11 protein-coding genes and 2 pseudogenes are annotated in these 21,700 nt (G+C 71.8%); 8 read left to right on the forward strand and 5 right to left on the reverse strand.

Features of this window, described 5'->3' with window-relative positions; genetic code table 11:
- Window positions 1-88: 88 nt before the first annotated feature.
- Window positions 89-403, reverse strand: a complete 315-nt coding sequence (locus tag ACZ562_RS36720; protein WP_471188672.1) for a hypothetical protein — start codon at window positions 401-403, stop codon at window positions 89-91.
- Between the two features lie 40 nt (window positions 404-443).
- Here ACZ562_RS36720 and ACZ562_RS36725 point away from each other — a divergent pair, with 40 nt between their 5' ends.
- Window positions 444-1,004: a hypothetical protein gene (locus ACZ562_RS36725; protein WP_471188675.1), complete on the forward strand. Its 561-nt coding sequence runs from the start codon at window positions 444-446 to the stop codon at window positions 1,002-1,004.
- 20 nt (window positions 1,005-1,024) lie between these two features.
- Here ACZ562_RS36725 and ACZ562_RS36730 read toward each other — a convergent pair.
- A pseudogene (locus tag ACZ562_RS36730) lies at window positions 1,025-1,230 on the reverse strand (IS21-like element helper ATPase IstB); the annotation flags it as partial.
- A 1,159-nt stretch (window positions 1,231-2,389) separates the two neighbouring features.
- Between ACZ562_RS36730 and ACZ562_RS36735 the strand changes: the two are divergent.
- From ACZ562_RS36735 to ACZ562_RS36760, 6 genes are all read left to right on the forward strand, one after another.
- Window positions 2,390-2,629 (forward strand): hypothetical protein, encoded by a 240-nt coding sequence (locus ACZ562_RS36735; RefSeq protein WP_471188714.1) that lies wholly within the window; start codon window positions 2,390-2,392, stop codon window positions 2,627-2,629.
- Between the two features lie 177 nt (window positions 2,630-2,806).
- Complete coding sequence (locus tag ACZ562_RS36740) at window positions 2,807-9,994, forward strand: SDR family NAD(P)-dependent oxidoreductase (protein WP_471188677.1); 7,188 nt, start codon at window positions 2,807-2,809, stop codon at window positions 9,992-9,994.
- A gap of 5 nt (window positions 9,995-9,999) precedes the next feature.
- Window positions 10,000-14,700, forward strand: a complete 4,701-nt coding sequence (locus ACZ562_RS36745; protein ID WP_471188678.1) for a beta-ketoacyl synthase N-terminal-like domain-containing protein — start codon at window positions 10,000-10,002, stop codon at window positions 14,698-14,700.
- A complete protein-coding gene (locus tag ACZ562_RS36750) occupies window positions 14,690-15,022 on the forward strand; it encodes an acyl carrier protein (RefSeq protein ID WP_471188681.1) in 333 nt (110 codons plus the stop codon). Before ACZ562_RS36745 ends, ACZ562_RS36750 begins: the two co-directional genes overlap by 11 nt.
- Before the next feature lie 4 nt (window positions 15,023-15,026).
- Window positions 15,027-15,869 (forward strand): alpha/beta fold hydrolase, encoded by an 843-nt coding sequence (locus ACZ562_RS36755; protein ID WP_471188683.1) that lies wholly within the window; start codon window positions 15,027-15,029, stop codon window positions 15,867-15,869.
- Window positions 15,866-17,092 carry a glycosyltransferase gene (locus tag ACZ562_RS36760; RefSeq protein ID WP_471188686.1) on the forward strand — a complete coding sequence of 409 codons (1,227 nt, stop codon included), beginning with the start codon at window positions 15,866-15,868 and terminating at the stop codon, window positions 17,090-17,092. Before ACZ562_RS36755 ends, ACZ562_RS36760 begins: the two co-directional genes overlap by 4 nt.
- 265 nt (window positions 17,093-17,357) lie before the next feature.
- Here the strand turns inward: ACZ562_RS36760 and ACZ562_RS36765 are convergent, their stop codons facing one another.
- Window positions 17,358-18,194, reverse strand: coding sequence for an SGNH/GDSL hydrolase family protein (locus tag ACZ562_RS36765; protein WP_471188689.1), 837 nt, complete (start codon window positions 18,192-18,194; stop codon window positions 17,358-17,360).
- 319 nt (window positions 18,195-18,513) lie between these two features.
- On the opposite strand from ACZ562_RS36765, the pseudogene ACZ562_RS36770 reads away from it, so the two are divergent.
- Window positions 18,514-18,720: pseudogene (locus ACZ562_RS36770) on the forward strand (IS5/IS1182 family transposase); the annotation flags it as partial.
- Window positions 18,721-19,162: 442 nt separating this feature from the next.
- Here the strand turns inward: ACZ562_RS36770 and ACZ562_RS36775 are convergent.
- Both ACZ562_RS36775 and ACZ562_RS36780 read right to left on the reverse strand, forming a co-directional pair.
- On the reverse strand, window positions 19,163-20,578 hold the full coding sequence (locus ACZ562_RS36775; protein WP_471188691.1) for a DEAD/DEAH box helicase: 1,416 nt from the start codon (window positions 20,576-20,578) through the stop codon (window positions 19,163-19,165).
- A gap of 206 nt (window positions 20,579-20,784) precedes the next feature.
- Complete coding sequence (locus ACZ562_RS36780; RefSeq protein WP_471188693.1) at window positions 20,785-21,699, reverse strand: phosphatase domain-containing protein; 915 nt, start codon at window positions 21,697-21,699, stop codon at window positions 20,785-20,787.
- Window position 21,700 lies beyond the last annotated feature (1 nt).

A 21,700-nucleotide genomic window follows, 5' to 3' on the forward strand; every position in this document is an offset into this window, starting at 1 on the left:
CTCAGGCACTGCAGGCGCAGGTGTACGAAGAGGGTCTGGAAGTCCAGTATCTGGCCGGCTTCGGGGATGCCCGCGCTCCATACCGCGATCAACTCTCCGGTGAAGGCGTGTACTTCGCCTCCAGCGGTGCCAGGGCGGTCCGGGTCGGCGCGGTTGCGGTCATAGTGCAGGCGCCCTCGATGAGAGCGCGCTCGGCGACTTGCGTAGCAGAGGTGGCCATTTCGGAACCGATGGCGCGGCCGCTGAAGCAGCAGTCCAACAGCAGCACCTTGCGGGTCGCGCGTGTACGCAGGAACGCCTGGCGCACCTGATCGAACTCCAAAGCGGTCCACAGCCGGTCCGCACGGGTGGCAGAAATCGTTGGTTGGTCATCCCGACAAGGTCGGGTGAGCGGGTCCGCCATGATCGGCTAGGGTCTGGGCTTCTGGGCTGAGCCTTGTTCGGTGAGTGACCCGTTCGGCGTGGGGGAGTTTGTCTTGGCTGTTCCGTGGGAGCTGGTGATCTCGAGCGCGGGTGGTGTTGCCGCCACGGTCGTAGGTGTTTTCGCCGGTGGTGTTGTCGGACGGCGGGGCCAGAATCAGCAGTGGATCAGGGACAACCGGACGGCGGCGTATGCGGCCTTCTTGCAGGCGTTCGCCACGCTGGAGATGGAACTTCGTGAGGCGTTCCTTGAGGACAGGCCCCATACGGCTGATTGGGTGCCGTGGCACTCGGCTCTGACCACGATCAGTCTGGTTGCGCCGCGTGAAGTGGCGGCGGCTGCTTCAGAGCTGACGGGGGCCGTGGGACGCTTTGCGGAACTGGTCGACAACTCGCCCAAGACTCGCGGGGACTTGTGGGGGATCCACACCGCCCTGGTTGAGGGCCAGATGCGTTTTGTCAATGCGGCCCGTGCCTCGCTGGACGGATCGCAGTTGCCGCTCGACTGGCAGCTCGGAGGCCCGCCGCCGTGGCATGAGATCGAGCCGTATGCCCCAGCTCCGTCAGTGGACGGATCCGCATAGGTCAGGAGCCGTCAGGTCTGCCGTCGCTCGGACCGGCGGCGGGCCGGTCGTCGCACTCCGCCATCAGCAGCTCGGCGAGGAAGCCGCGGTAGGTCGTCTGGTCCTTGGCCGCCCGGTCGGCGATGTCGGCGAACTCGTTGCGGATCGACGGCAGCCGCAGCAGACGGCAAGCGGTGTCGATGGCGGTGGTGGCGGCTTGCTCGGTCAAGCCTCGCTGGCGGGGCAGGGTCCCTGAGCTTCTCCCTCTCGGTGGTCACCGCCGCTGGCGCGACGACGTCGGAGCAACTGGTCATGGGGCGTCACCGAGGGAAGCGGCCTGGTGTCCGGAGGAAGGTGGTGCAGCTTCCACTCGTGCAGGAAGGGCCTGGCTGACAGTGCGAGTGGCGACCACGTGATCACCGGGGCTGTGTGGACTTCTGAGGATTGCGGGATGGCCGCAACCCGCGGTATCGACCCAGCCCCGCTGGCAGGTGAGGTTCGACCAGGCCATGGCTCGTATCGCGGACCGGTTCCGGCGAGTGGAGCCGCGAGCGAGCGGATACGCAGGCGGTGCAAGCCGTGCAGCCAGGCGAGCTGAACCGCCCCGGCTTTGATGGAGGCGGCGGACTGTCTCGAGTTGGGTGGAGTCGAGTTGCTCGGGTCCAGGCTACTGGCGGGGTGGGGAGTTCGTACTCTACCGGGCTGAGCATGGGCCAGCGCGGAATGCCTGCGACGCCAGACCTTGCAGTCGCCGAAGACGCGGGTACGGCTACACGGCCAGGCAGGCCTATTGCTGTTGGCGCCGCCGAACTGCCCGGCGTGGAAGGCGTTCTTCTGTCGCCCGAGAGTTTGGACGACGAGCTGTGGCAGCGACTGACCGGGCCGACGCGGTTGTCTTCGGCACTCCGGCCTACACGGGCGGTTCGAGCCTTCCGCGCCTTCGTCGAGGCACCGGCCAGTTCTGGGGAGACAACCTCCGCTGGAGGGACAAGATCGCGGCCGGCTTCACGAACCGGGGTCGGCCACGGCTGTGTATGGCGGTGCCCTATATGAAGAGGGCGATGCTGTGTGGATCACGCCCATGGCGTTTTTGTCGTGTACGCCACAGGATCTTCGGTACCGCACACTGCGCCACGGGATCTTTCCGGGCCTCACCCCCACAGGAGGTCACTCGATGACCACGGCGCCCCCGCAGGAGCCGAAGCAGACGGTGAGCAGGGACAACTGGCCGGCGGGCATGGCGCTGCGCTTCACTGCCTTCACCGACAAGTGGCTGCCTGACGCCCTCGGCTTCGTGCTGGTGGGCACGTTCGCGGTCTTCGCGCTCGGCCTAGCATCCAGCGAGTTGCTGCTGGGCTTTCAGTCTCATCTTCACGGCAGTCCTGGCCAAGGAGATCGGGCGCCGGATCCCGGGCGTGGACTACTGGGCGCTTGGCACGATGGCCTTCCTGGGCCTCGGCACCGTATGGGCGCAAGGCCTGTCCGGGGCGGCGGCCCTCCAGGTGGTCGGCGCGACACGGCTCGCTCTGACCGGCCACACCGACGGGCTGCGGCCGGTGGCGACGACGGTGGTGGTACGGCCGGCCCGTCGCCATCACCCGCAGCAACGACCAGACGGCCCGGGTCTGGGACCTGACCACTGGTGAGCAGATCGGCGAACCCCTCACCGGCCACACCGACAAGGTGCGCCTCGGTGGTGACGGCGGTGGTGGACAGCCAGCCTGTCGCCATCACTGACACCTTCCCCGGAGTCAAATTTCGAAAATATACAGCACGGCGAGCGGCATGGCTACCTCGCACCACCCCCCACCCAGGAGAGTCCCATGCGGGCGCATTCCCCCCACCTGCTCCCAGGCTTACGGACCGACACGGTCATTGCGGTCAATCCACTCCATCACCCGTCGCCGCGGCTGACCGCCGCCGCATGCCACGCCGGCGCACTGGGCGTACTCGAACTGCCCGACGGCCGCCCCCGGCAAGCCACTGAGGTCCTCGCGCGCGCCGCCACCTGGTGCGCCGCCCGCCCCTTCGGTGTCCGCATACGCACCGGATGCCCGGTAACCGCCGCCGAACTCCCTGAGAACGCACGGACGGTGCTGCTCGCCGACCCCGAGCGGTCGCCCGCCGAGTTCCCCGGCCGCCGTGTCCTGGTCGAGGTGACGGGCCCGGCCGAGGCCGCCGAAGCCGCCACATCCGGTGCCGACGGGCTCTTGCTGCGGGGCAACGAGTGCGGCGGCCGCGCGGGCGAACTCAGCACCTTCGTGCTGCTCCAGCGCGTGCTCGCCGATCCGGATCTCACCGTACGGGTCTGGGCCTGGGGCGGCATAGGCCCGCGCACGGCCGCCGCCGCGATGGCGGGCGGCGCCGCGGGCGTGGTCCTCGACGTGCAGCTGGCACTGCTCGACGAAGCAGAACCCACCGCGGAGACCTCCGCGGCCCTCGGACCCCTCGACGGCTCGGAGAGCGTCCTCGTGGACGGAGTCCGGTTTCTGCGTCGCCGCGGGCCGGGAGCCCCCACGAGCCCCGCCGACCGGGCCGCGGCCCAGCGGGCCTTCGCCGCGGACGACCCCGGGGCGCGACTGCTGCCGGTGGGTCAGGACGGCTACCTGGCGGCCTCATTCGCGGCCCGCGCACAGACCGTCGCCGAAGCGGTGCGCCGGGTGCGGGACGCTCTCACCCCGTCCGCCGCCGACGGAGCCGCCGCGGCGGCCCTCGCGGAAGGCTCGGCGGGAGCCCGCGCGCTCGGCACCCGGCTCCCGCTCGCGCAGGGACCGATGACCCGGGTCAGCGACGAACCCGCCTTCGCGGCGGCGGTGGCCGCCGAGGGCGCGCTGCCCTTCCTCGCCCTCGCCCTCGCCGACGCCGCACGCACCCGTTCCCTGCTTGAACGCACCCGCGAGTCACTCGGTGCGGGCGCTTCCTGGGGAGTCGGCATCCTCGGCTTCGCCGACGAGCAGATCAAGGAGGCCCAGCTCACCGTCGTAAGGGAGTTGAAGCCCAGTCACGCGATCATCGCGGGGGGCCGTCCCGCCCAGGCCGCGGCCCTGGAGGCCGAAGGGATCTCCGCCTTCCTGCACGTGCCGTCGCCGGGCCTGCTGCGGCAGTTCCTCGCCGCGGGCGCGCGCAAGTTCGTCTTTGAGGGTGCCGAGTGCGGCGGCCACATCGGTCCGCGCAACAGCTTCCCGCTGTGGGAGGCGCAGACCGAGGTGCTCAGCGCCTTCATCGCCGAGTCCGGCGAACGAGCCGCCGCCGAACTGACCGTGCTCTTCGCGGGCGGTATCCACGATGCGCGCTCGGCCGCCATGGCCGCCACCGTCGCAACCCCGCTGATCCGTGCCGGAGCCGCCTTCGGCGTCCTGATGGGCACCGCCTACCTGTTCACCGACGAGGCGGTCACGACGGGCGCCATCCAACCCCTGTTCCAGCGCCGGGTCCGCGCCGCCGAACGTACCGACCTCCTGGAGACCGCCCCCGGCCACGCCACCCGCTGCGCGGCCAGCGACATCACCCGCGACTTCACCGACCTGCGCGCCGAACTGGCCGCAAGCGGCGTCCCCGACCGAGAAGCCTGGCAGCGACTGGAGCGCTTCAACGTCGGCAGGCTCCGCCTCGCCTCCAAGGGAGTCGAACGCGTCGGCGCCGAACTGCGCGAGGTCGGCGAACAACGCCAGGCCGCCGAGGGCATGTTCATGGCCGGCGAGGTGTGCGTACTGCGCTCCGGCACCACCACTCTCGCCGCCCTCCACGAGAACGTCACCGAAGGCGCCGCCGACTGGCTGCGCGAGCACAATGCCCGCCTGCGCCCCGGCACCCGGGACGAGCAGGACGAGCCCGCGCCGGCGCCGCTGCGGATCGCCGTGGTCGGCATGTCCGCGATGTTCCCCGGCGCCCAAGACCTCGCCGAGTTCTGGACCAACGTCGTCACCGGCAAGGACAGCGTCACCGAAGTACCCGCACACCGCTGGGACCCCGAGCTGTACTACGATCCGGACGGCGACGGCGAGCGCACCCCCTCCCGCTGGGGCGGCTTCCTGCCCGAGATCCCCTTCGACCCGCTGCGTTACGGCATCCCGCCCGCCTCACTGCCCAGCATCGAACCGGTCCAACTGCTCGCCCTGGAGGCGGCCCGCCGCGCCCTGGCGGACGCCGGGTACGAGGGACCGGAGGCCGACCACCGCCGTACGTCCGTCATCTTCGGCGCCGAGGCGGGCAGCGACCTGTCCAACGCCACCACCCTGCGCACCGTGCTGCCCGCCTACACCGGCACCCTGCCGCCCGGCCTGGACGAGCAACTGCCGCGTCTGACCGAGGACTCCTTCCCCGGCATGCTCGCCAACGTCATCGCCGGACGCATCGCCAACCGGCTCGACCTCGGTGGCGCCAACTACACCGTGGACGCGGCCTGCGCCTCCTCCCTCACCGCGGTGGACGCGGCCTGCAAGGAACTCGCCACCGGCACCAGCGACCTGGTGCTGTGCGGCGGCGCCGACCTGCACAACGGCATCAATGACTACCTGCTGTTCTCCTCGGTCCACGCCCTCTCCCTCACCGGCCGCTCGGCGACCTTCGACGCGAACGCCGACGGCATCGCACTCGGCGAGGGAGTCGCCTGCATCGCCCTCAAGCGGCTGGCGGACGCCGAACGCGACGGCGACCGGATCTACGCCGTCATCGACGGGGTCGGCAGCGCCAGCGACGGCCGGGCCCTCGGCCTCACCGCCCCCCGCCCGGAGGGCCAGCGCGCCGCCCTGATGCGCGCCTACCGCAACGCCCGCGTCTCCCCTTCCGAGGTCGGCCTCGTCGAGGCGCACGGGACCGGCACCGTGGTCGGCGACCGCACCGAACTGGCCGCGCTCACCGAGGTGTTCGGCGAAGCCGGCGCCAGCGCCGGCGCCTGCGCGATCGGCTCGGTCAAGTCCCAGATCGGGCACACCAAGTGCGCCGCGGGCCTGGCCGGACTCATCAAGGCCTCCCTCGCCCTGTACCACGGCATCAAGCCGCCGACCCTGCACCTGAGCAACCCCAACCCGGCCTGGGAGGAGGGCAGCAGTCCCTTCGCCTTCCACACCTCCGCCGCTCCCTGGACGGCCGAGCCCGCCGCACGCATCGCCGGCGTGAGCGCCTTCGGCTTCGGCGGCACCAACTACCACGTGGTGCTGCGCGCCCACGAGCAGGCCCCCGAAGCACACGCCCTGCACGCCTGGCCCGCCGAGCTGTTCACCTTCCGTGGCCGCGACGAGGAGGCCGCCCGCGCCGCCGTACGGTCCCTCGGCGACCTCGTCGCCAAGGGCGGCCCCTGGCGGCTGCGTGACCACGCCCGGCACGCCTCCTGGCGCAGCGACCAGGCGGCGCTGCGCGGCGAGCCGGTGCTGATCGCCGTGGTGGCCCGCGACCTGGAAGAACTGCCGGAGCTGCTGCGCCGGGCGGCTGAAGGCGAACACGCGCCCACAGAGGGCGTGCACGCCGCGTCCGCCGTCCCCCAGGAGGTACGGGAGGGCGAACTCGCCTTCCTTTTCCCTGGCCAGGGCAGCCAGCGGCCCGGCATGTTCGCGGACCTGTTCGTCGCCTTCCCCGAACTCCACCGCCACCTGCACCTCGGCGCCCGCTGGGCCGATGCGGTCTTCCCGCCCGCCGCACTCGACGCCGAGACCGAGAAACGCAGATGGGCGCGCGTCACCGACACCACCGTCGCCCAGCCCGCCCTCGGCCTGACCGCGCTGGCCGCCACCGACCTCCTCGAGGCCCTCGGCGTACGCCCCGGCATGGCGGGCGGACACAGCTACGGCGAACTGGCCGCCCTCGCCGCCGCCAAAGTCCTCACCCCCGCCGAGCTCCTCGACGCCAGCGCCGCCCGCGCCGAGGCCATCCTCGGCCGGCTTGCCGACCGGGACCCCGGCACCATGGCGGCCGTCGGCGCGCCCGCCCTGCGCGTGGAGGAGGTGCTGCGGCTCGCCGGCGTGGACGGGAACGTCGTCGCCGCCAACCACAACTCGCCCGAGCAGACGGTGATCTCGGGCCCGACCCACGCGGTTGCAGCCGCGGTGACGCACCTCAAGGACGCCGGACTTCAGGCCAAGCCGCTCAGGGTGGCCTGTGCCTTCCACAGCCCGTTGCTCGCCGGCGCAGGCGAGGACTTCGCCGCCCGCTTGGCCGAACTACCGCTGCCCGCACCGGACTTCCCCGTGTGGTCCAACCGCTCCGCCGCCCCCTACCCCGCCGAGGCGGCCGGGATCCGCGAGGAACTGGTTCGCCAGATCGCCTCCCCGGTGCGCTTCGTCGAGCAGATCGAGGCGATGTACGCGGCCGGTGCCCGAGTCTTCGTCGAAGCAGGACCCGGATCGGTGCTCAGCCGTCTGGTCACCGCCGTCCTCGGCGACCGCCCGCACCGCACCGTCCCTCTGGACGAAGGGGACCGGGGGACCGGACTGCCCGGATTCCTCACCGCCCTCGCCCGGCTCGCCGTGAACGGCGTCGACGTGCGCACCCGGCGGCTGTTCACCGGGCGTGACACCGTCGACCCGGCGACCGCCGGGGCCGTACGGCCCGCGGGCTTCACCGTGGACGGCCAGCTGCTGCGCCGCGCCGACGGCACCATCCCGCCGCGCGCCCTCCAACCCGCCCGACGCGTGAAGGAGTTCACCGTGCCCGACCAGCCCAGCGTCCACCAGGCGGCCTCCGGTCCCGAAGCGCTGATCACGGAATTCCTGCGCAGCAGCCGGGACATGGTAGCCGCCCAGCGCGACGTCCTCCTGTCCTACCTGGACACCCCCGAACTACCTTCAGCGGACGCCGAGGTCACCCTGGCAGGCGCTGCTGTCGGCGCTGCGGCGCCCGTTGCAGCCGCGCCTGTCGCGCCCTCTGCCTTGCCTGCCCCGGCAGCCCCGGCAGCCCCGGAGCCGCCGCGCGGCGTCGGCGTCCTCGAGACCGTGCTCGCGGTGGTCGCGGACCGTACCGGCTACCCGGTGGACATGCTCGACCCCGGCCTCGATCTGGAGGCCGACCTGAGCATCGACTCCATCAAACGCGTCGAGATCGCGGGCGAGCTGGCCGCCCGACTGGGGCTGCCCACCGAGGGCGGCGAACAGCTCGACGAGCTGAGCGCGGCCCGTACCGCCGAGGGCATCGCGGCCCTGCTCTCCGACCGCCTCGGCACCACTGCCACCGCTGCGCTCGCCGCCCGGGACGCCGAGGAACCCGCGCATGGTCGCGCGGTCGGTGGCGTCCCGCTCCTGGAGACCGTGCTCGCCGTGGTGGCCGACCGTACCGGCTACCCGGTGGACATGCTCGACCCCGGCCTCGACCTGGAGGCCGACCTGAGCGTGGACTCGATCAAGCGGACCGAGATCGCCGGTGAACTGGGCGCCCGCTTGGGCCTGGACACCGAGACGGCCGACCTGGACCAGCTGAGCACCGCCCGCACAGTGATCGGGCTGGTGGAACTCCTTGCCGCCGCGCTCGGCCGGGCCGGAGCAGCCGCCGGGTCCGGCTCGTCCGCACCAGCAGCAGCTTCGTCCGCACCCGTGCCCACCGCAGCGCAGCCCGCTCCCGGCGACACCGACCTCAGCGCCCACATCGTCGCTCCAGAGCGGCTCACCTTCACCGAACGCCCCCTGGAGCCGGTAACCGCGAACCCGGAGCGCGGCAGCCGAGTACAACTCCTCGGCGGCGGCACCGTCGCCGAGGAACTGGCCGGACTGCTGTGCGAGGCCGGGGTGAACACCGAACTGGTCCCCGCCGGACGACTGCCGCAGTCCGCCGCCGACGCCGTGGTGCACATGACACCACTGAACGCCGAACACCCCGTCCTGCCCGAGGCCTTCCCGCTCTACCAGCATGTCCTGGCCAACGCACCCCGCCGCCTGCTCTCCGTCGACCGGCGCGGCAGCGGATCGCCCAGCGGACTACGCGGCTTCTTCCGCACGGTGGCACGTGAGTACCCGCAGGTCCGGGCCACCCTGGTCGAGGTCTCCGCCGCGGCAGGCCCTGCCGAGGTCGCCGAGGCGCTGCGGGCCGAACTCGCCTCCACCGACGCCGAACCCGTGGTGCTCAGCCACGGCGGCGGACGCCGCGCACCGCACCTCACCCCCGCCCCCCTCGGCGTGCTCGCCACGACCGGCGCCGGACCCGCCGGCGACGGCGCGGCGGAGGCCGAGGCCGCGGGACTGGACCGCGAGTCGGTGGTCCTCCTCGTCGGCGGAGCCCGCGGCATCACCGCGCGCTTCGCCCGTACCCTCGCCGCCGCCTCCCGCTGCCGCCTGGTCCTGGTCGGCCGCACCCCCGAGCCCGCCGGCCCGGAGGATCCGGCGACCGCCGCAGCCACCGACCGCGCCGCACTGCGGTCCGCCCTGCTTGCCTCGGGCACGACCAGCACCCCGGCCGAGACCGAACGCCGGGTGAGCGCGCTGCTCGCCGAGCGCGAGGTGCGCGCAACCCTGGCGGCCCTGCGCGACCTCGGCAGCGAGGCCCAGTACCACCGCGTCGACGTGCTCGACACGGAGGCTGTCAGCGCACTGGTCAAGGAAGTGCACGCGCACTACGGGCGGTTCGACGGACTCGTCTACGCGGCCGGCGTCATCGAGGACAGACTCATCTGCGAGAAGACGCCGGACTCCTTCGGCCGGGTCTTCTCCACCAAGGTCGACGGCGCCGGAGCAGTGCTCGACGCCGTGGACCGGCTGCCCGCAGGGCCGCGCTTCGCCGTCCTCTTCGGCAGCATCGCCGCCGCCGTCGGCAACCGGGGCCAGAGCGACTACGCCGGCGCCAACGACGTCCTCGAGGAGCTGGGCCGCCGCTGGTCCACTCCTCAGCGCCGCGGCCTGACCGTGCACTGGGGCCCCTGGGCGGCCTCCGAAACCGGCGGCGGCATGGTCACCCCGGAGCTCATGCGCTCGTACGCGGCCCGCGGCATCAAGCTCATCGACCCCGATGAAGGTCCCCTCAGCCTGCTGCGCGAACTCGCCTACGGCGCACCCGACCAGCACACCGTCGTCTACACCGCCTCCGGCTGGTGACCGGCATGGCTTCCCCCACCGCGCGCGCCCCCGAGGGCGGGCAGACAGCGGTCGCCGTGGTCGGCATGGAGGTCTTCCTGCCGGGCGCCCCCGATCTCGCGGCCTACTGGCACAACATCCAGCACGGCGTGGACGCGATCTGCGAGGTGCCGCCGGACCGCTGGGACACGGGGTTCTACGACCCCTCGGGCGAGCGGCGCAGCGACCGCTTCTACTGCCGCCGCGGCGGATTCGTGGACTCCGCCACTGAGTTCGACCCCGCCCGCTTCGGAATCATGCCGAACTCGGTGCCCGCGATCGAGCCCGACCAGCTCATCGCCCTGAACGTGGCGCACCGCTCCCTCGAGGACGCGGGCGGTGACCCCGTGCTGCCCGACCGGCGCGAACGCGCCGGGATCGTCCTCGGACGCGGCGGCTACCTGACGCCCGGACTCGTCCGCCTCGACCAGCGGGTGCGCACCGCCAACCAGCTCGTGCACACCCTGCGCGAACTCGCCCCGCAACTCGGCAGCGCCCAACTCGAAGCAATACGCGCCGAGTTCACCAGCCGCCTGGGCCCCGAGCAGCCGGAGTCGGCCATCGGCCTGGTGCCCAACCTGGTCGCCTCCCGGGTGGCCAACCGGCTCGACCTGCGCGGCCCCGCGTACACCGTGGACGCGGCCTGCGCCTCCTCCCTGGTCGCAGTCGACCACGCCGTGCGCGAACTCGTCTCCGGTCGCTGCGACCTGATGCTCGCCGGAGGCGTCCACCACTGCCACGACCTGACCCTGTGGAGCGTGTTCACCCAGCTCGGAGCGCTGTCGCCCAGCCAGCGGATCCGCCCGCTGCACCGGGACGCGGACGGCGTGCTCATCGGCGAGGGCACCGGGGTGGTCGTCCTCAAGCGGCTGGCGGACGCCCAACGCGACGGCAACCGCATCTACGCCGTGGTCCGCGGCACCGGCATCGCCGGCGACGGCCGCTCCGCCAGTCTGTTCAACCCCGATCCGGACGGCCAGATCCGCGCCGTACGGCAGGCCTGGCAGGCTGCCGGAATCGACCCGCGCGCCGCCGACGCCCTGCAGCTCCTCGAGGCGCACGGCACCGCCACCCCCGCCGGCGACCGGGCCGAACTCGCCACCATCGCCGAGGTGTTCGGCCCGGCTGCCGGTGAGCGCGCCGCAATTGGCTCGGTGAAGTCGCAGATCGGGCACACCATGCCCGCCGCCGGGATCGCCGGACTGATCAAGGCCGCCCTCGCGCTGCACCACGGTGTGCTACCGCCCACCCTGCACTGCGACGACCCCAACCCGGCCCTCGCCCACACCCGGTTCGCCCCGCTGGACCGTGCCCGGAACTGGGGCGAAGTGGCCGGCGGCGCCCCGCGCCGGGCCGCCGTCAACGCCTTCGGCTTCGGCGGCATCAACGCCCACGTCGTTCTGGAACAGCCCGTCCCCGCCACCACCCGCCGCGCCCGCACCACCGTCACCGAGCCCGAACGTGTCCTGCGGCTCGCCGCCGCAAGTACCAGGGAACTGGCCGCCCAACTCGCCGACGACGACGCTGTTGTGCTCACCGCAGCCCTGCCCGAGACCGGCCCGGCCGCGGACGACGCGGGCCCGGTACGGCTCGGCATCGTCGACCCCACAGCCCGCAGGCTACAGCTGGCCCGCAAAGCCCTCGCCAAGGGCGAACCCTGGCGCGGGCGCGGCGACGTGTGGTTCACCTCCCGCCCGGTGCTCGGCGGCACCGGCGGCCGCACCGCTTTCGTCTTTCCGGGCCTGGAAGCCGAGTTCGAGGCGAAGGTGGACCAACTCGCCGAACGGCTCGGCATGGACGGGCAGTTCGGCGCCGATGCGAAGGTCGGTGACGTCGGACGGCATGGCGCCGCCGTCTTCCAGCTGGGCCGCCTCCTCGACACGGCGCTGCGCCGCATCCGCGTCGTCCCGGACGCGGTGGCCGGACACAGCGTGGGGGAGTGGACCGCAATGGCCGCCGCGGGTGTGCACGCACCCGAGGAGGTGGACGCCTTCCTGGCCGGTTTCGACCCGGACGCGCTGAGGGTGCCCGGCCTGGCCTTCGCCGTAATCGGCACCGCCGCCGATCGGGTCCTCGAGCGCCTCGCCCGACGCGAGGACGTGGTCCTCTCGCACGACAACGCGCCCAACCAGTCGATGATCTGCGGCCCCGAGGAGGCGGTGGCCGCCCTGGTGGGCACCTTCCGCGCCGAGGGCGTCATCGCCCAGGTGCTGCCGTTCCGCTCCGGTTTCCACACCCCGATGCTCGCCCCCTACCTGGACCCGATCCGGCGGGCCGCGGAGGAGTACACCCTGCATCCCCCGCACGTCCCGGTCTGGTCCGCGACCACCGCCGCCCCCTTCCCCACCGCGCCCGAGGCGGTACGCGAACTGTTCGTGCGGCACCTTCTCGAGCCCGTACGATTCCGCGAACTGATCCTCGCGATGTACGAGGCGGGATTCCGTGCCTTCGTGACGCTGGGCGCCGGACAACTCGGCTCCCTCATCGACGACACACTGGCCGGGCGGGACCGACTCGTGGTGCCCGCGCACTCCGCCACGCGCGACAGCCTCGCCCAACTCCGCCGTGTCGCCACCGCCTTGTGGGCCGAGGGTGCCGCCCCCGACGTGACCCCACTCCATCCCGGCGCGGCCCGGGCACGGCCCGCGGCAACAGCCGGCAACCGCCGCACGGGCGTCCGACTCCACCTCGGCGGGTCCCTCATCTCGCTCCCGGAGACGACCCACGGAATGCTGGCCGCACCCGCGGCCACCCCCGGCCGATCCGCAACGGCACCGGCTCACCCGGCTGCTCCGCGTACCACCCCCGCCCACGCCGGCATGCGCCGCAGCCAGGCAGGCCACACGTGCTCGTGCGACCCGGCCGCCCTCCTGCACGCAGCCGGCCGCTTCCCCGTTGCCGCCGAACTCTCCGCCCTGCTGAAGGACACCGCCGCCTTCACGGAGGAACTTCTCGGCGCCGCCGGCTCCGGCAGAACCACCGGGGCGCGCACATCCCGCCCGGGACGGCGCCGCCCGACCGCGGGCCCGCCGGCCGTCCCACACCCCACCCCCGCACCAGGCGACGGCGCCTCCGCGCCTGGGGCCAACTCACCGCCTCCGCAGAGTACTTCGGCGCCCTCTGCAGGGTACGGGGCCCCGCTCGCCCCGGTACCCGCCACGCTGCGCGTGGACGTGGCCGACATGCCGTACCTGCTTGACCACTGCTTCTTCAGGCAACGACCCGGCTGGCCCGACGAAGCCGACCGCTGGCCGGTGGTCCCCGCGACCACGGTCATCGACCACCTCATGCGGATCGCCGAACAGGCCCTGCCGGGACGCCGAGTGGTCGCTGTGCACGAGGTGCAGCTGAAGAAGTGGATCGCGGCCGTCCCGGCCTCGGACATCCTCGTCACCGTGCGCCGCCTCGGCCCCGACCGGGTCGAGGTACGGCTCACCGGCTACGCGGGTGCCGTCGTACAACTCGACCCGGACCACGGCCCGGCACCCACGCCCTGGCCGGTCGACCAAGCAGCCGAACACCCGCCCGACCTCAGCGCCGAACAGCTCTACACCGAGCGCTGGATGTTCCACGGCCGCAGCTTCCAGGGCGTCAGCACCCTCACCGCACTCGGCGACCGCCATGTACGCGGAGTGCTGACCGCGCCCGGCGCACCGGGCGCGCTGCTCGACAACGCCGGCCAGCTGCTCGGCTACTGGATCATGGCCACGCTCACCGAGCGCACCACCGTCTTCCCGGTGGGCATGCGCCGGATCGACTTCCACGGCCAGGAACCCGACCCCGGCAGCACGCTCGACTGCCACATCCGGATCACCGAGCTCACCGACACCACCCTGACCGCCGACATGCAACTGGTGCACGACGGCCGGGTATGGGCACAACTCACCGGCTGGAGCGACCGCCGCTTCGACACCGACCCGGGCATCCGCCGCATGGACCGCTTCCCCGGACGCAACACGCTCTCGCAGACACAGCCCGGCGGCTGGACCCTGGTGCACGAGCGCTGGCCCGACCTCGCCACCCGTGAACTCATCATGCGCAACATGCTCGGCGGCGAGGAACGCACCCGCTACGACGCCCAGCCGCCGGGGCACAGGCGCCGCCACCTCCTCGGCCGCATCGCGGCCAAGGACGCGGTGCGCGGGCTGCTGTGGGCGGAGGGCGCGGGCGACATCTACCCCGCCGAAATCGCCCTGCACAACGATGGGCAGGGCCGCCCCGTGGCTACCGGAGTGCATGGCCGGGACATCGGCGAGAACCTCACCGTCACCCTCGCGCACTGCGGCGAGGCCGCTGTCGCCCTCGCCCGCCGCGGCCCGTGCGGCATCGACATCGAAGAGGTCACCGCCCGTCCCGCCACCACAGTGCGGACGGCCTGCGGACCGGACGAACGCGCCCTGCTCGCCCGGATGGTGGCCGCCTCGACGGACAGCGAAGAGCTGTGGTTCACGCGCTTCTGGGCGGCGAAGGAGGCCGTGGCGAAGGAACGCGGCACGGGCCTTCGCGGCCGCCCCGAGACGTACGAGGTGACGGCCGCCCGCCCGGACCGGCTGCGGGTGGAACACGCAGGCAGCGCCTGGGAGGTGCGCTGCAGTCAGCTGGCAGCCCCGTACGGGCTGCCCGAGCGGCAGTACGTCGTCGCCTGGACCGCAGGCGCCAACGAGTCAGGAGAACGGCATGACCACTGAGGCGACCACCACGGCCCCCGCGGGAACCGCCGCCTACGACGAGAACACTGTTTTCGCGCAGATCGCCACCATGCTGAGGGAACTGCCCGACGCCGGACTCGACGACGCGGAGATCGACCGCGACACCCTCTTCCACGACGACCTGGAGCTGGAGAGCATCGACCTGGTCGCTCTCGCCGGCGCCCTGCGGGAGCACTACGGCGAGCAGGTCAATGTCGCCCTGTTCATCGCCGACCTGGAACTCGACGAGATCATCGCGCTCACCGTGGGCCGGCTGGTCGACTACGTCGCCGCCTCCCTGCGCAGTGCGGAAAGAGGCTGACCCGATGGCCGAAATACGCACCGGCGACCTCACCACGCACGTGCAGCTGCTGCCCGCGGGCGCCGCGGGCGGCGGTGTCCCCGAAGGCGAGCCGCCCGTCGTCGTCTTCGTCCACGGGCTGCTGACCGACAGCCTCGCCAGCTACTACTTCACTCTCGGACCCGCCCTCTCTGCGGCCGGCGTCGACACCGTCATGTACGACCTGCGCGGACACGGCCGCACCGACCGGCCACGCACCGGCTACCGGCTCGAAGCCTTCGTCGAGGACCTCGCACTCCTCCTCGACCAACTCGGTGAGCGGCGACCGGTCCACGTGGTCGGCAACTCGTTCGGCGGCACGGTCGCCGCCGCCTTCGCCGCCTGGCATCCGGAGCGCAGCGCCACCGTCACCATGATCGAGTCCGAGCCGCCGGTGGCCGCCTGGACCCGCCACATTGCCGAGGGCCTGGCCCACGCGCAGCGCGAACTCGTCCACGACGAGGCCATCGACTGGATCGCCGAGCGATACGGCGCGCACACCGCCCGCCTCTCCCGCGGCGCGGGCCGCATCCTGAACACCACCACCCTGGCCGAGGACATCCCGCGCGGCCGCGTCATCGACGACGACCTGACGGCGATCCGATGCCCGCTGCTCGCGGTCTTCGGCGACGAGTCCGGCCTCAGTTCCCAGGTACCCGAACTGGAGGCGAAGCTCCCGCGCTGCCGCACCGTCGTCCTGCCCCGGCAGGGCCACTCCGTCCTGGTGGAACAGCCGGCCCGTACCCGCGATCTCGTCCTGGACTGGGTCCGCTGCCACCACGCCGCGGGCACCGCCCGCCGGGATGTCGGCGCGGGAGCGGCCCGATGAGCCGCTTCCTGCTCGTGGTGCCGCCGCTCGTCGGCCACATCAACCCGCTCGCCGGGGTGGCCGCCGAGCTCGGCAGACGCGGACACGAGGTGGCCTGGTGCGGCCACGCGGACCGCATCCGTTCCCTGACGGACGCGGCGGCACGGGTGTACGACTGCCGCCTGCCCGAGGCCGGCGGCAGGGCCCGCCCGCCCGGACTGACCGGACCGGCCGCCTTCCGCTTCCTGTGGGAGGAGTTCTTCGTCCCGCTCGCCGAGTCGATGGCGCCCGAGGTCGAGAAGGCTGTCCGCTCCTTCGCGCCGGACGTCGTAGTCACCGACCAGCACGCCGTCGCGGGCGCACTGGTCTGCGAACGCCTCAACATCCCGTACCTGAGCTCCGCCAGCACCTCTGCCGAACTCGTGGACCCACTGGCCGGGTTGCCGAAGATCGCCGCCTGGCTCACCGACCGCCTCACCGCCCTCCGGGCGCAGTTCGGGGACCCCGGTGCCACGTACGACCCCCGCTTCTCGCCGTTCGGCATCCTGGCCTTCACCAGCCGCGCACTCCTCGGTGATGCGGACCTGCCCTGGGAACGGGTCCACCTGGTCGGCCCGGTCATCGCGGACCGCCCTGGGGACCCGGACTTCCCCTGGGACGACCTCCACCCGGACCGGGCCCTGGTGTTCGTGTCGCTGGGGACCGCGAACACTGATGCTGGGCAGCGTTTCCTGCGCGAGAGCGTGAAGGCGCTCACGCAGCTGGGGGACCGTGTGCAGGGTGTGTTCGCCGACCCGGGCGGTCATCTCACCGATCTGCCGCCGGGCATGCTCGTACGCCCGCAGGTGCCCCAACTCGACCTGCTCGGCCGGGGACAGGCCGTGATCAGCCACAGCGGCCACAACACCGTCTGCGAATCGCTGTGGCACGGCCTTCCCCTCGTGCTCGCGCCGATCCGTGACGACCAGCCCCTCGTCGCCAGACAGGTGGTGGAGGCGGGTGCCGGAATCAGGGTGCGCTTCGGGCGCGTTCAGGCGCCCGCGCTCGCCGAGGCCGTGTCCACCGTCCTCGACAACAGCGGCGGCCACCGCACCGCTGCGGCCGCCATCGGACGTGCACTCCGTGTCGCAGGCGGTCAGCACACCGCCGCCGACCACCTGGAGCGGCTCGCCACCCACGGCGCTCGCGGCCTGTCAGGTACTCGTGCCCGTCCGGCACATCCCCCGCGGGAGACGGTGCTCTGAGCCGGCCGCCCGGACATGGGGCCGACCCCAAGAAACTCACCGACCGGCCCACGGAAAACGGTGGCACGTTACCCGGTGAATAATCACCGGAAGGCGCGCCACCGAATTTCCGTACCCTTTTTCTGTGCGCGTCGACACGTATTTCTGCGCGCTGCTTCCGTACGCCCAGATCCGGGATTCCCTCAAAGCCTCTCCGGGAATTCTCCGCACCGTATCGTCGAACGAGTAGCGGGCCACCCGGACCAGGCGGACGGCCCGCTCCCGGTCAGCCGCTGATCGCGTTCAGGAGCGGCAGGTACCCGTCACGGTGTCCGGACTGGTTGGGGTGGTAGGACTCGTTGATCTTGCTCCATTCCAGACTGGTCACCCAGGTCTCGCCGCCGGAGCAGATGCTGTGCGGGTCAAAGGCTGCACGCGGGTCGAGGAAGGTGAAGCCGGCCTTCGCGGCCTGGTCCGCCAGCACCCCGTCGAGCGTGTCGGCAGCCGAGTTGAGCGCGGTCCGCTCGGTGTCGCTCAGCCCGAGAATGCCGCAGCTGCCACCGATGGTGTACATCCGGGGGTAGCCCACGACGATGACCTTGGCGTTCGGCGCCTTGCCCCGCACCGCCGAGTACGTGCTCGCCAGCGCACCCGGCAGGCTGGTGGTGGCGGCTGCCTTGGCGGCCTCCACCCCGGCGACGCAGTCCTTGTCGTCGATGGTGAGGATGCAGTTCTTCAGCACGTCGACGAAACCTACGTCGTTGCCGCCCACCTGCACCGTCACCAGCGTGGTGTCCGAGGTGAGCTGCGTGAGCTGTTGGCTCGTCAGGTCTGCGGTGGTGGCCCCGGAGCAGGAGGCCTCCACGAAGGAGAACGCGGGGTGCTGCTGCGCCCACAGCCGGGGGTACGCCAACGGGCCCCGGCGGCACGGGTCGTCGGGGTTGTCGTAGCTGCGAGTACCGGGTGCAGTCGCGTAGGAATCACCGAGAGCGACGTACTTGCCCGCGGCCGCTGCCTCGTCGTCGGCGGCGTACGCACTCGGCGCCGCCGTGAATGCAAGACACGTTGCGGCGACGGCGAGACAAAGGGACGTGAGCGGTCCGCGGGCTCGTAAAGAGCGCATTCTTCACTCCTGGAGTGTGGGGGGGCCTGTCACTCCTGGAATATCAGATCCGGGCAGAGAAAAGGAGAGGTCCGGCAAATAAAAGGATGCCGTTCACGTGATGTGTCCGGAAAGACGGAAAAGTTCTCCCGGAATTCTCGTCGGAATCTCCGTGCCGGCCCGGTGGGACACACGCGACGCCAAGATCGAGAAGGGTATGACGGAGTCCTGCGAGGAACGGTCATGGGAATTACGCAACCGTATACGTATTCCGCGTGCTCGTGGTCATCAACGGCCCTGATCGTCGTAGGCGTCGACTGCGGTTGTTGCCATGCCTGGCAGCCCGGCGCCGCACCCGCTGGTGAAGGGCATACCGCCGATCCGAACCCGGCACGGACGCCGACGGCGTAGGCCGGCCAAGCTCCACGCCGACAAGGGATACGACCACGACCAGCTGCGGCGATGGTTGCGCAAGCGGGGCATCAGGCACCGCATCGCACGCAAGGGCATCGAGTCCTCGACCCGCCTGGGCGGCCATAGTTGCGTGTCGGTGCAGCCGACGGCCATGAGCGCCACGCAGAGGACGGCACCGATCCGAGGGACGACACCTTTGGTCACGGGCGTGCCGGTTCTCCCGGCCAGGCCGTGTCTCATTGACGAGCTGGCCCAGAACATCGGGCTGCTTGCCCGATCAGCGGACGGTGACTGCCGGCCGTCACCGCCCGCTGGAAGCGATCGACCGAGAGCAAGCCGGCTTCTCGCGCTCACGATGCCTGCTCGACCACCTTGGTTCGCTGGGCGGTCGGCCCCGACGGAGCCCCCTTTGAGATCAGCATGGCTGCGGGACACGACCACCAGGGTCAGCCGGCGCGCCGAGGGGTCGTTGGCGCCAGATCTGTCCGAGAACAGGCGGGGTGAGCGATGCAGCGCCCGCAGAAGCCAGAGACACCTCGGCTCGCCGGTGGCGATGAACCGCGGTCCGTCCGGCGTCAGCGGCCCTTGCGTACCCGGGCCGCCGCGCGGGCTTCCGCTGTCTTGCGGGCCTCGGCGGCTTTGCGGGACTCCTTCGCGGGGCGGCCCGCGCGGGTCCCGAGGCCGCGGAAGGGTGCGTTGCCGGCGGCCTTCGCCCCGGCCGGCGGGCGTTTCGCCCCGGTGATGGCGGTCAGCTTCTCCTCGCCGGAGCGCACTTGTGTGACCGTCGGCCGGATCCCGGCGTCGGACATCATCCGGTTCACATCGCGGCGCTGGTTGGGGGTGACGAGAGTGACCACGTTCCCGGACTCCCCGGCGCGCGCGGTACGCCCGCCGCGGTGCAGGTAGTCCTTGGCGTCGGCCGGCGGGTCGACATTGACGACGAGGTCGAGTGCCTCGATGTGAATGCCCCGCGCCGCGACATTGGTGGCCACCAGCACGGTGATCTCGCCGTCCTTGAACCGGCCGAGCGTGTGCGTGCGCTGCGGCTGCGACTTCCCGCTGTGCAGGGCGGCAGCCCGTACGCCGCTGGCCCGCAGGTGACGGGTGAACTGGTCCACGCCGGCCTTGGTGTCCAGGAACATCAGTACCCTGCCGTCGCGCGCGGCGATTTCGGTCGCGGTCGCGTACTTGTCGGCGGCGTGGATGTTCAGCACGTGGTGTTCCATCGTGGTGACCGAGCCCGCCGACCGGTCGACCGATGCGAGCACCGGGTCGTGCAGGTAGTTCTGCACCAGTTGGTCGACGTTGCGGTCGAGCGTGGCCGAAAACAGCAGCCGCTGCCCGTCGGAGCGGACCTGGTCCAGGAACTCCGAGACCTGCGGCAGGAACCCCAAGTCGCACATCTGGTCCGCCTCGTCCAGCACCGTGATCCGCACGTGATTCAGGTGGCAGTCCCGGCGCGACACCAGGTCGGCCAGCCGCCCCGGCGTCGCGATGACCACGTCGGCGCCGGTTCGCAGAAGCGCCGTCTGCCGGTTCATCGACAGCCCGCCGACCACTGCCGCCAGTCGCACGTTCAGTGTCTGCGCGTACGGCGCCAGCGCGTCGCTCACCTGCTGTGCGAGTTCCCGGGTCGGCACCAGGACCAGTGCGAGCGGCCGCTTCGACTCCGCTCGCAGGCCCGCCGTCCGGACGAGCAGCGCAAGCCCGAAAGCCAGCGTCTTGCCGGAGCCGGTTCGCGCCCGGCCCAGGACGTCGCGCCCGGCCAGCGCGTTGGGCAGGGTCGCTGCCTGGATCGGGAAAGGCTGCGTCACCCCGAGGCCGATCATGGTCTGCATCAGCTCCGGCGGCAGCCCGAGCGCCTCGAAGGACGCGGCCGGCGGCAGGCCCGGGGACACCGTCTGCGGCATCGAAGGCTCCCCCTTCAGTCCTGCCGCCTGCTGCGGTCTGCCGGCGCGGGAGTGTCCAGGGGCCGACTGCTTCGCGTTCATGGGGAACCTTCCTGATCTGGCGCCCGGAACGCGCCGGGGCCCGTACCCCTTGGTACGGGCCCCGGCGGTGTCGCAGCGTGCCCCCATTTTACCAGCGGGCGCGCGGATGCCCGCCGGTCAGGCCGGCCCGCGCACCGGACGCCGGTCCATGGCTGCCGCACAGACGGCAGACGCTTGATCGATCGGGCGCACCGGCAAGCCGCCGGTTAGAAGCTGCCGTAGTTGACCTGCCAGGTCGGCAGACCCATACGGCGCCACACGGCGACGACGCGGTCGCGGTCGTCGAGGGAGACCCGTACCGCGAAGCGGTGGCGCACATACCGGTCGAAGAGCTCGGCTTTCACCACGTCGTCGCGGCGCCCGTCGCCGACGGCGCGCATCCACAGTTCGTCGTACGGGACCTCGTGCGCACGCAGCCAAGCCTCCGTTCGCTCGCGGTGCTCCTCACCGCGGCCGGAGAGCAGGACGATGACATCGCCGTCGGCGCTGCGGAAGGAGTGCAGCGCCCCGCGCACCGACACGTTGAGCAGGTCTTCCTCGCAGCGGGTGAAGTCGTAGGGGCCCCGAGCGCCCCTGAGGGCGAGTGTGCCGTCGATGTCACACATGACCGCCGAGGGAAGCGACGGGTCGGCGGTGTACGGCTCGACGGAGGGCTCGTCGTTCAGCCACTCAGCGGTGAGCCGCCAGCCGCCCTTGCGGGCCTTCGCGTGCTTGTCGGCGAGGATCCGGATGATCTCCTGGCCGACCGCCTGGTCCCGCTCGGCGTCGCGCCGTATGCACTCCTCCACCGGTACGTCGGTGAAGTCGTGCACGACGAAGGTGGCCTGTCCCGCCACCGCGGCCTTCAGTCTCTTCGGGATATGCGGTGTCATGTGCGTGTTGTCCACCACGACATCGAAGCCGTCGTCGACGGCAGCCCGCACCGCCGCGTCCTGGATCGCCAGCACGGTCTGCTCGTGTGCGTGCGTCCGGCCGCGCTCGGGTACCGGGATGTCGAGCATCGCCCGTAGATCGTCGAGGTTGACGCGGCGCATCCGGCCCTCGGACTCTGCCTGCAGTCTGCGCGCGGCGGTCGTCTTCCCCGAGGCAGGCAGCCCCGTCATGACGTGTACAACGGGCACG

This window comes from Streptomyces sp. NPDC040410, from assembly GCF_055595715.1.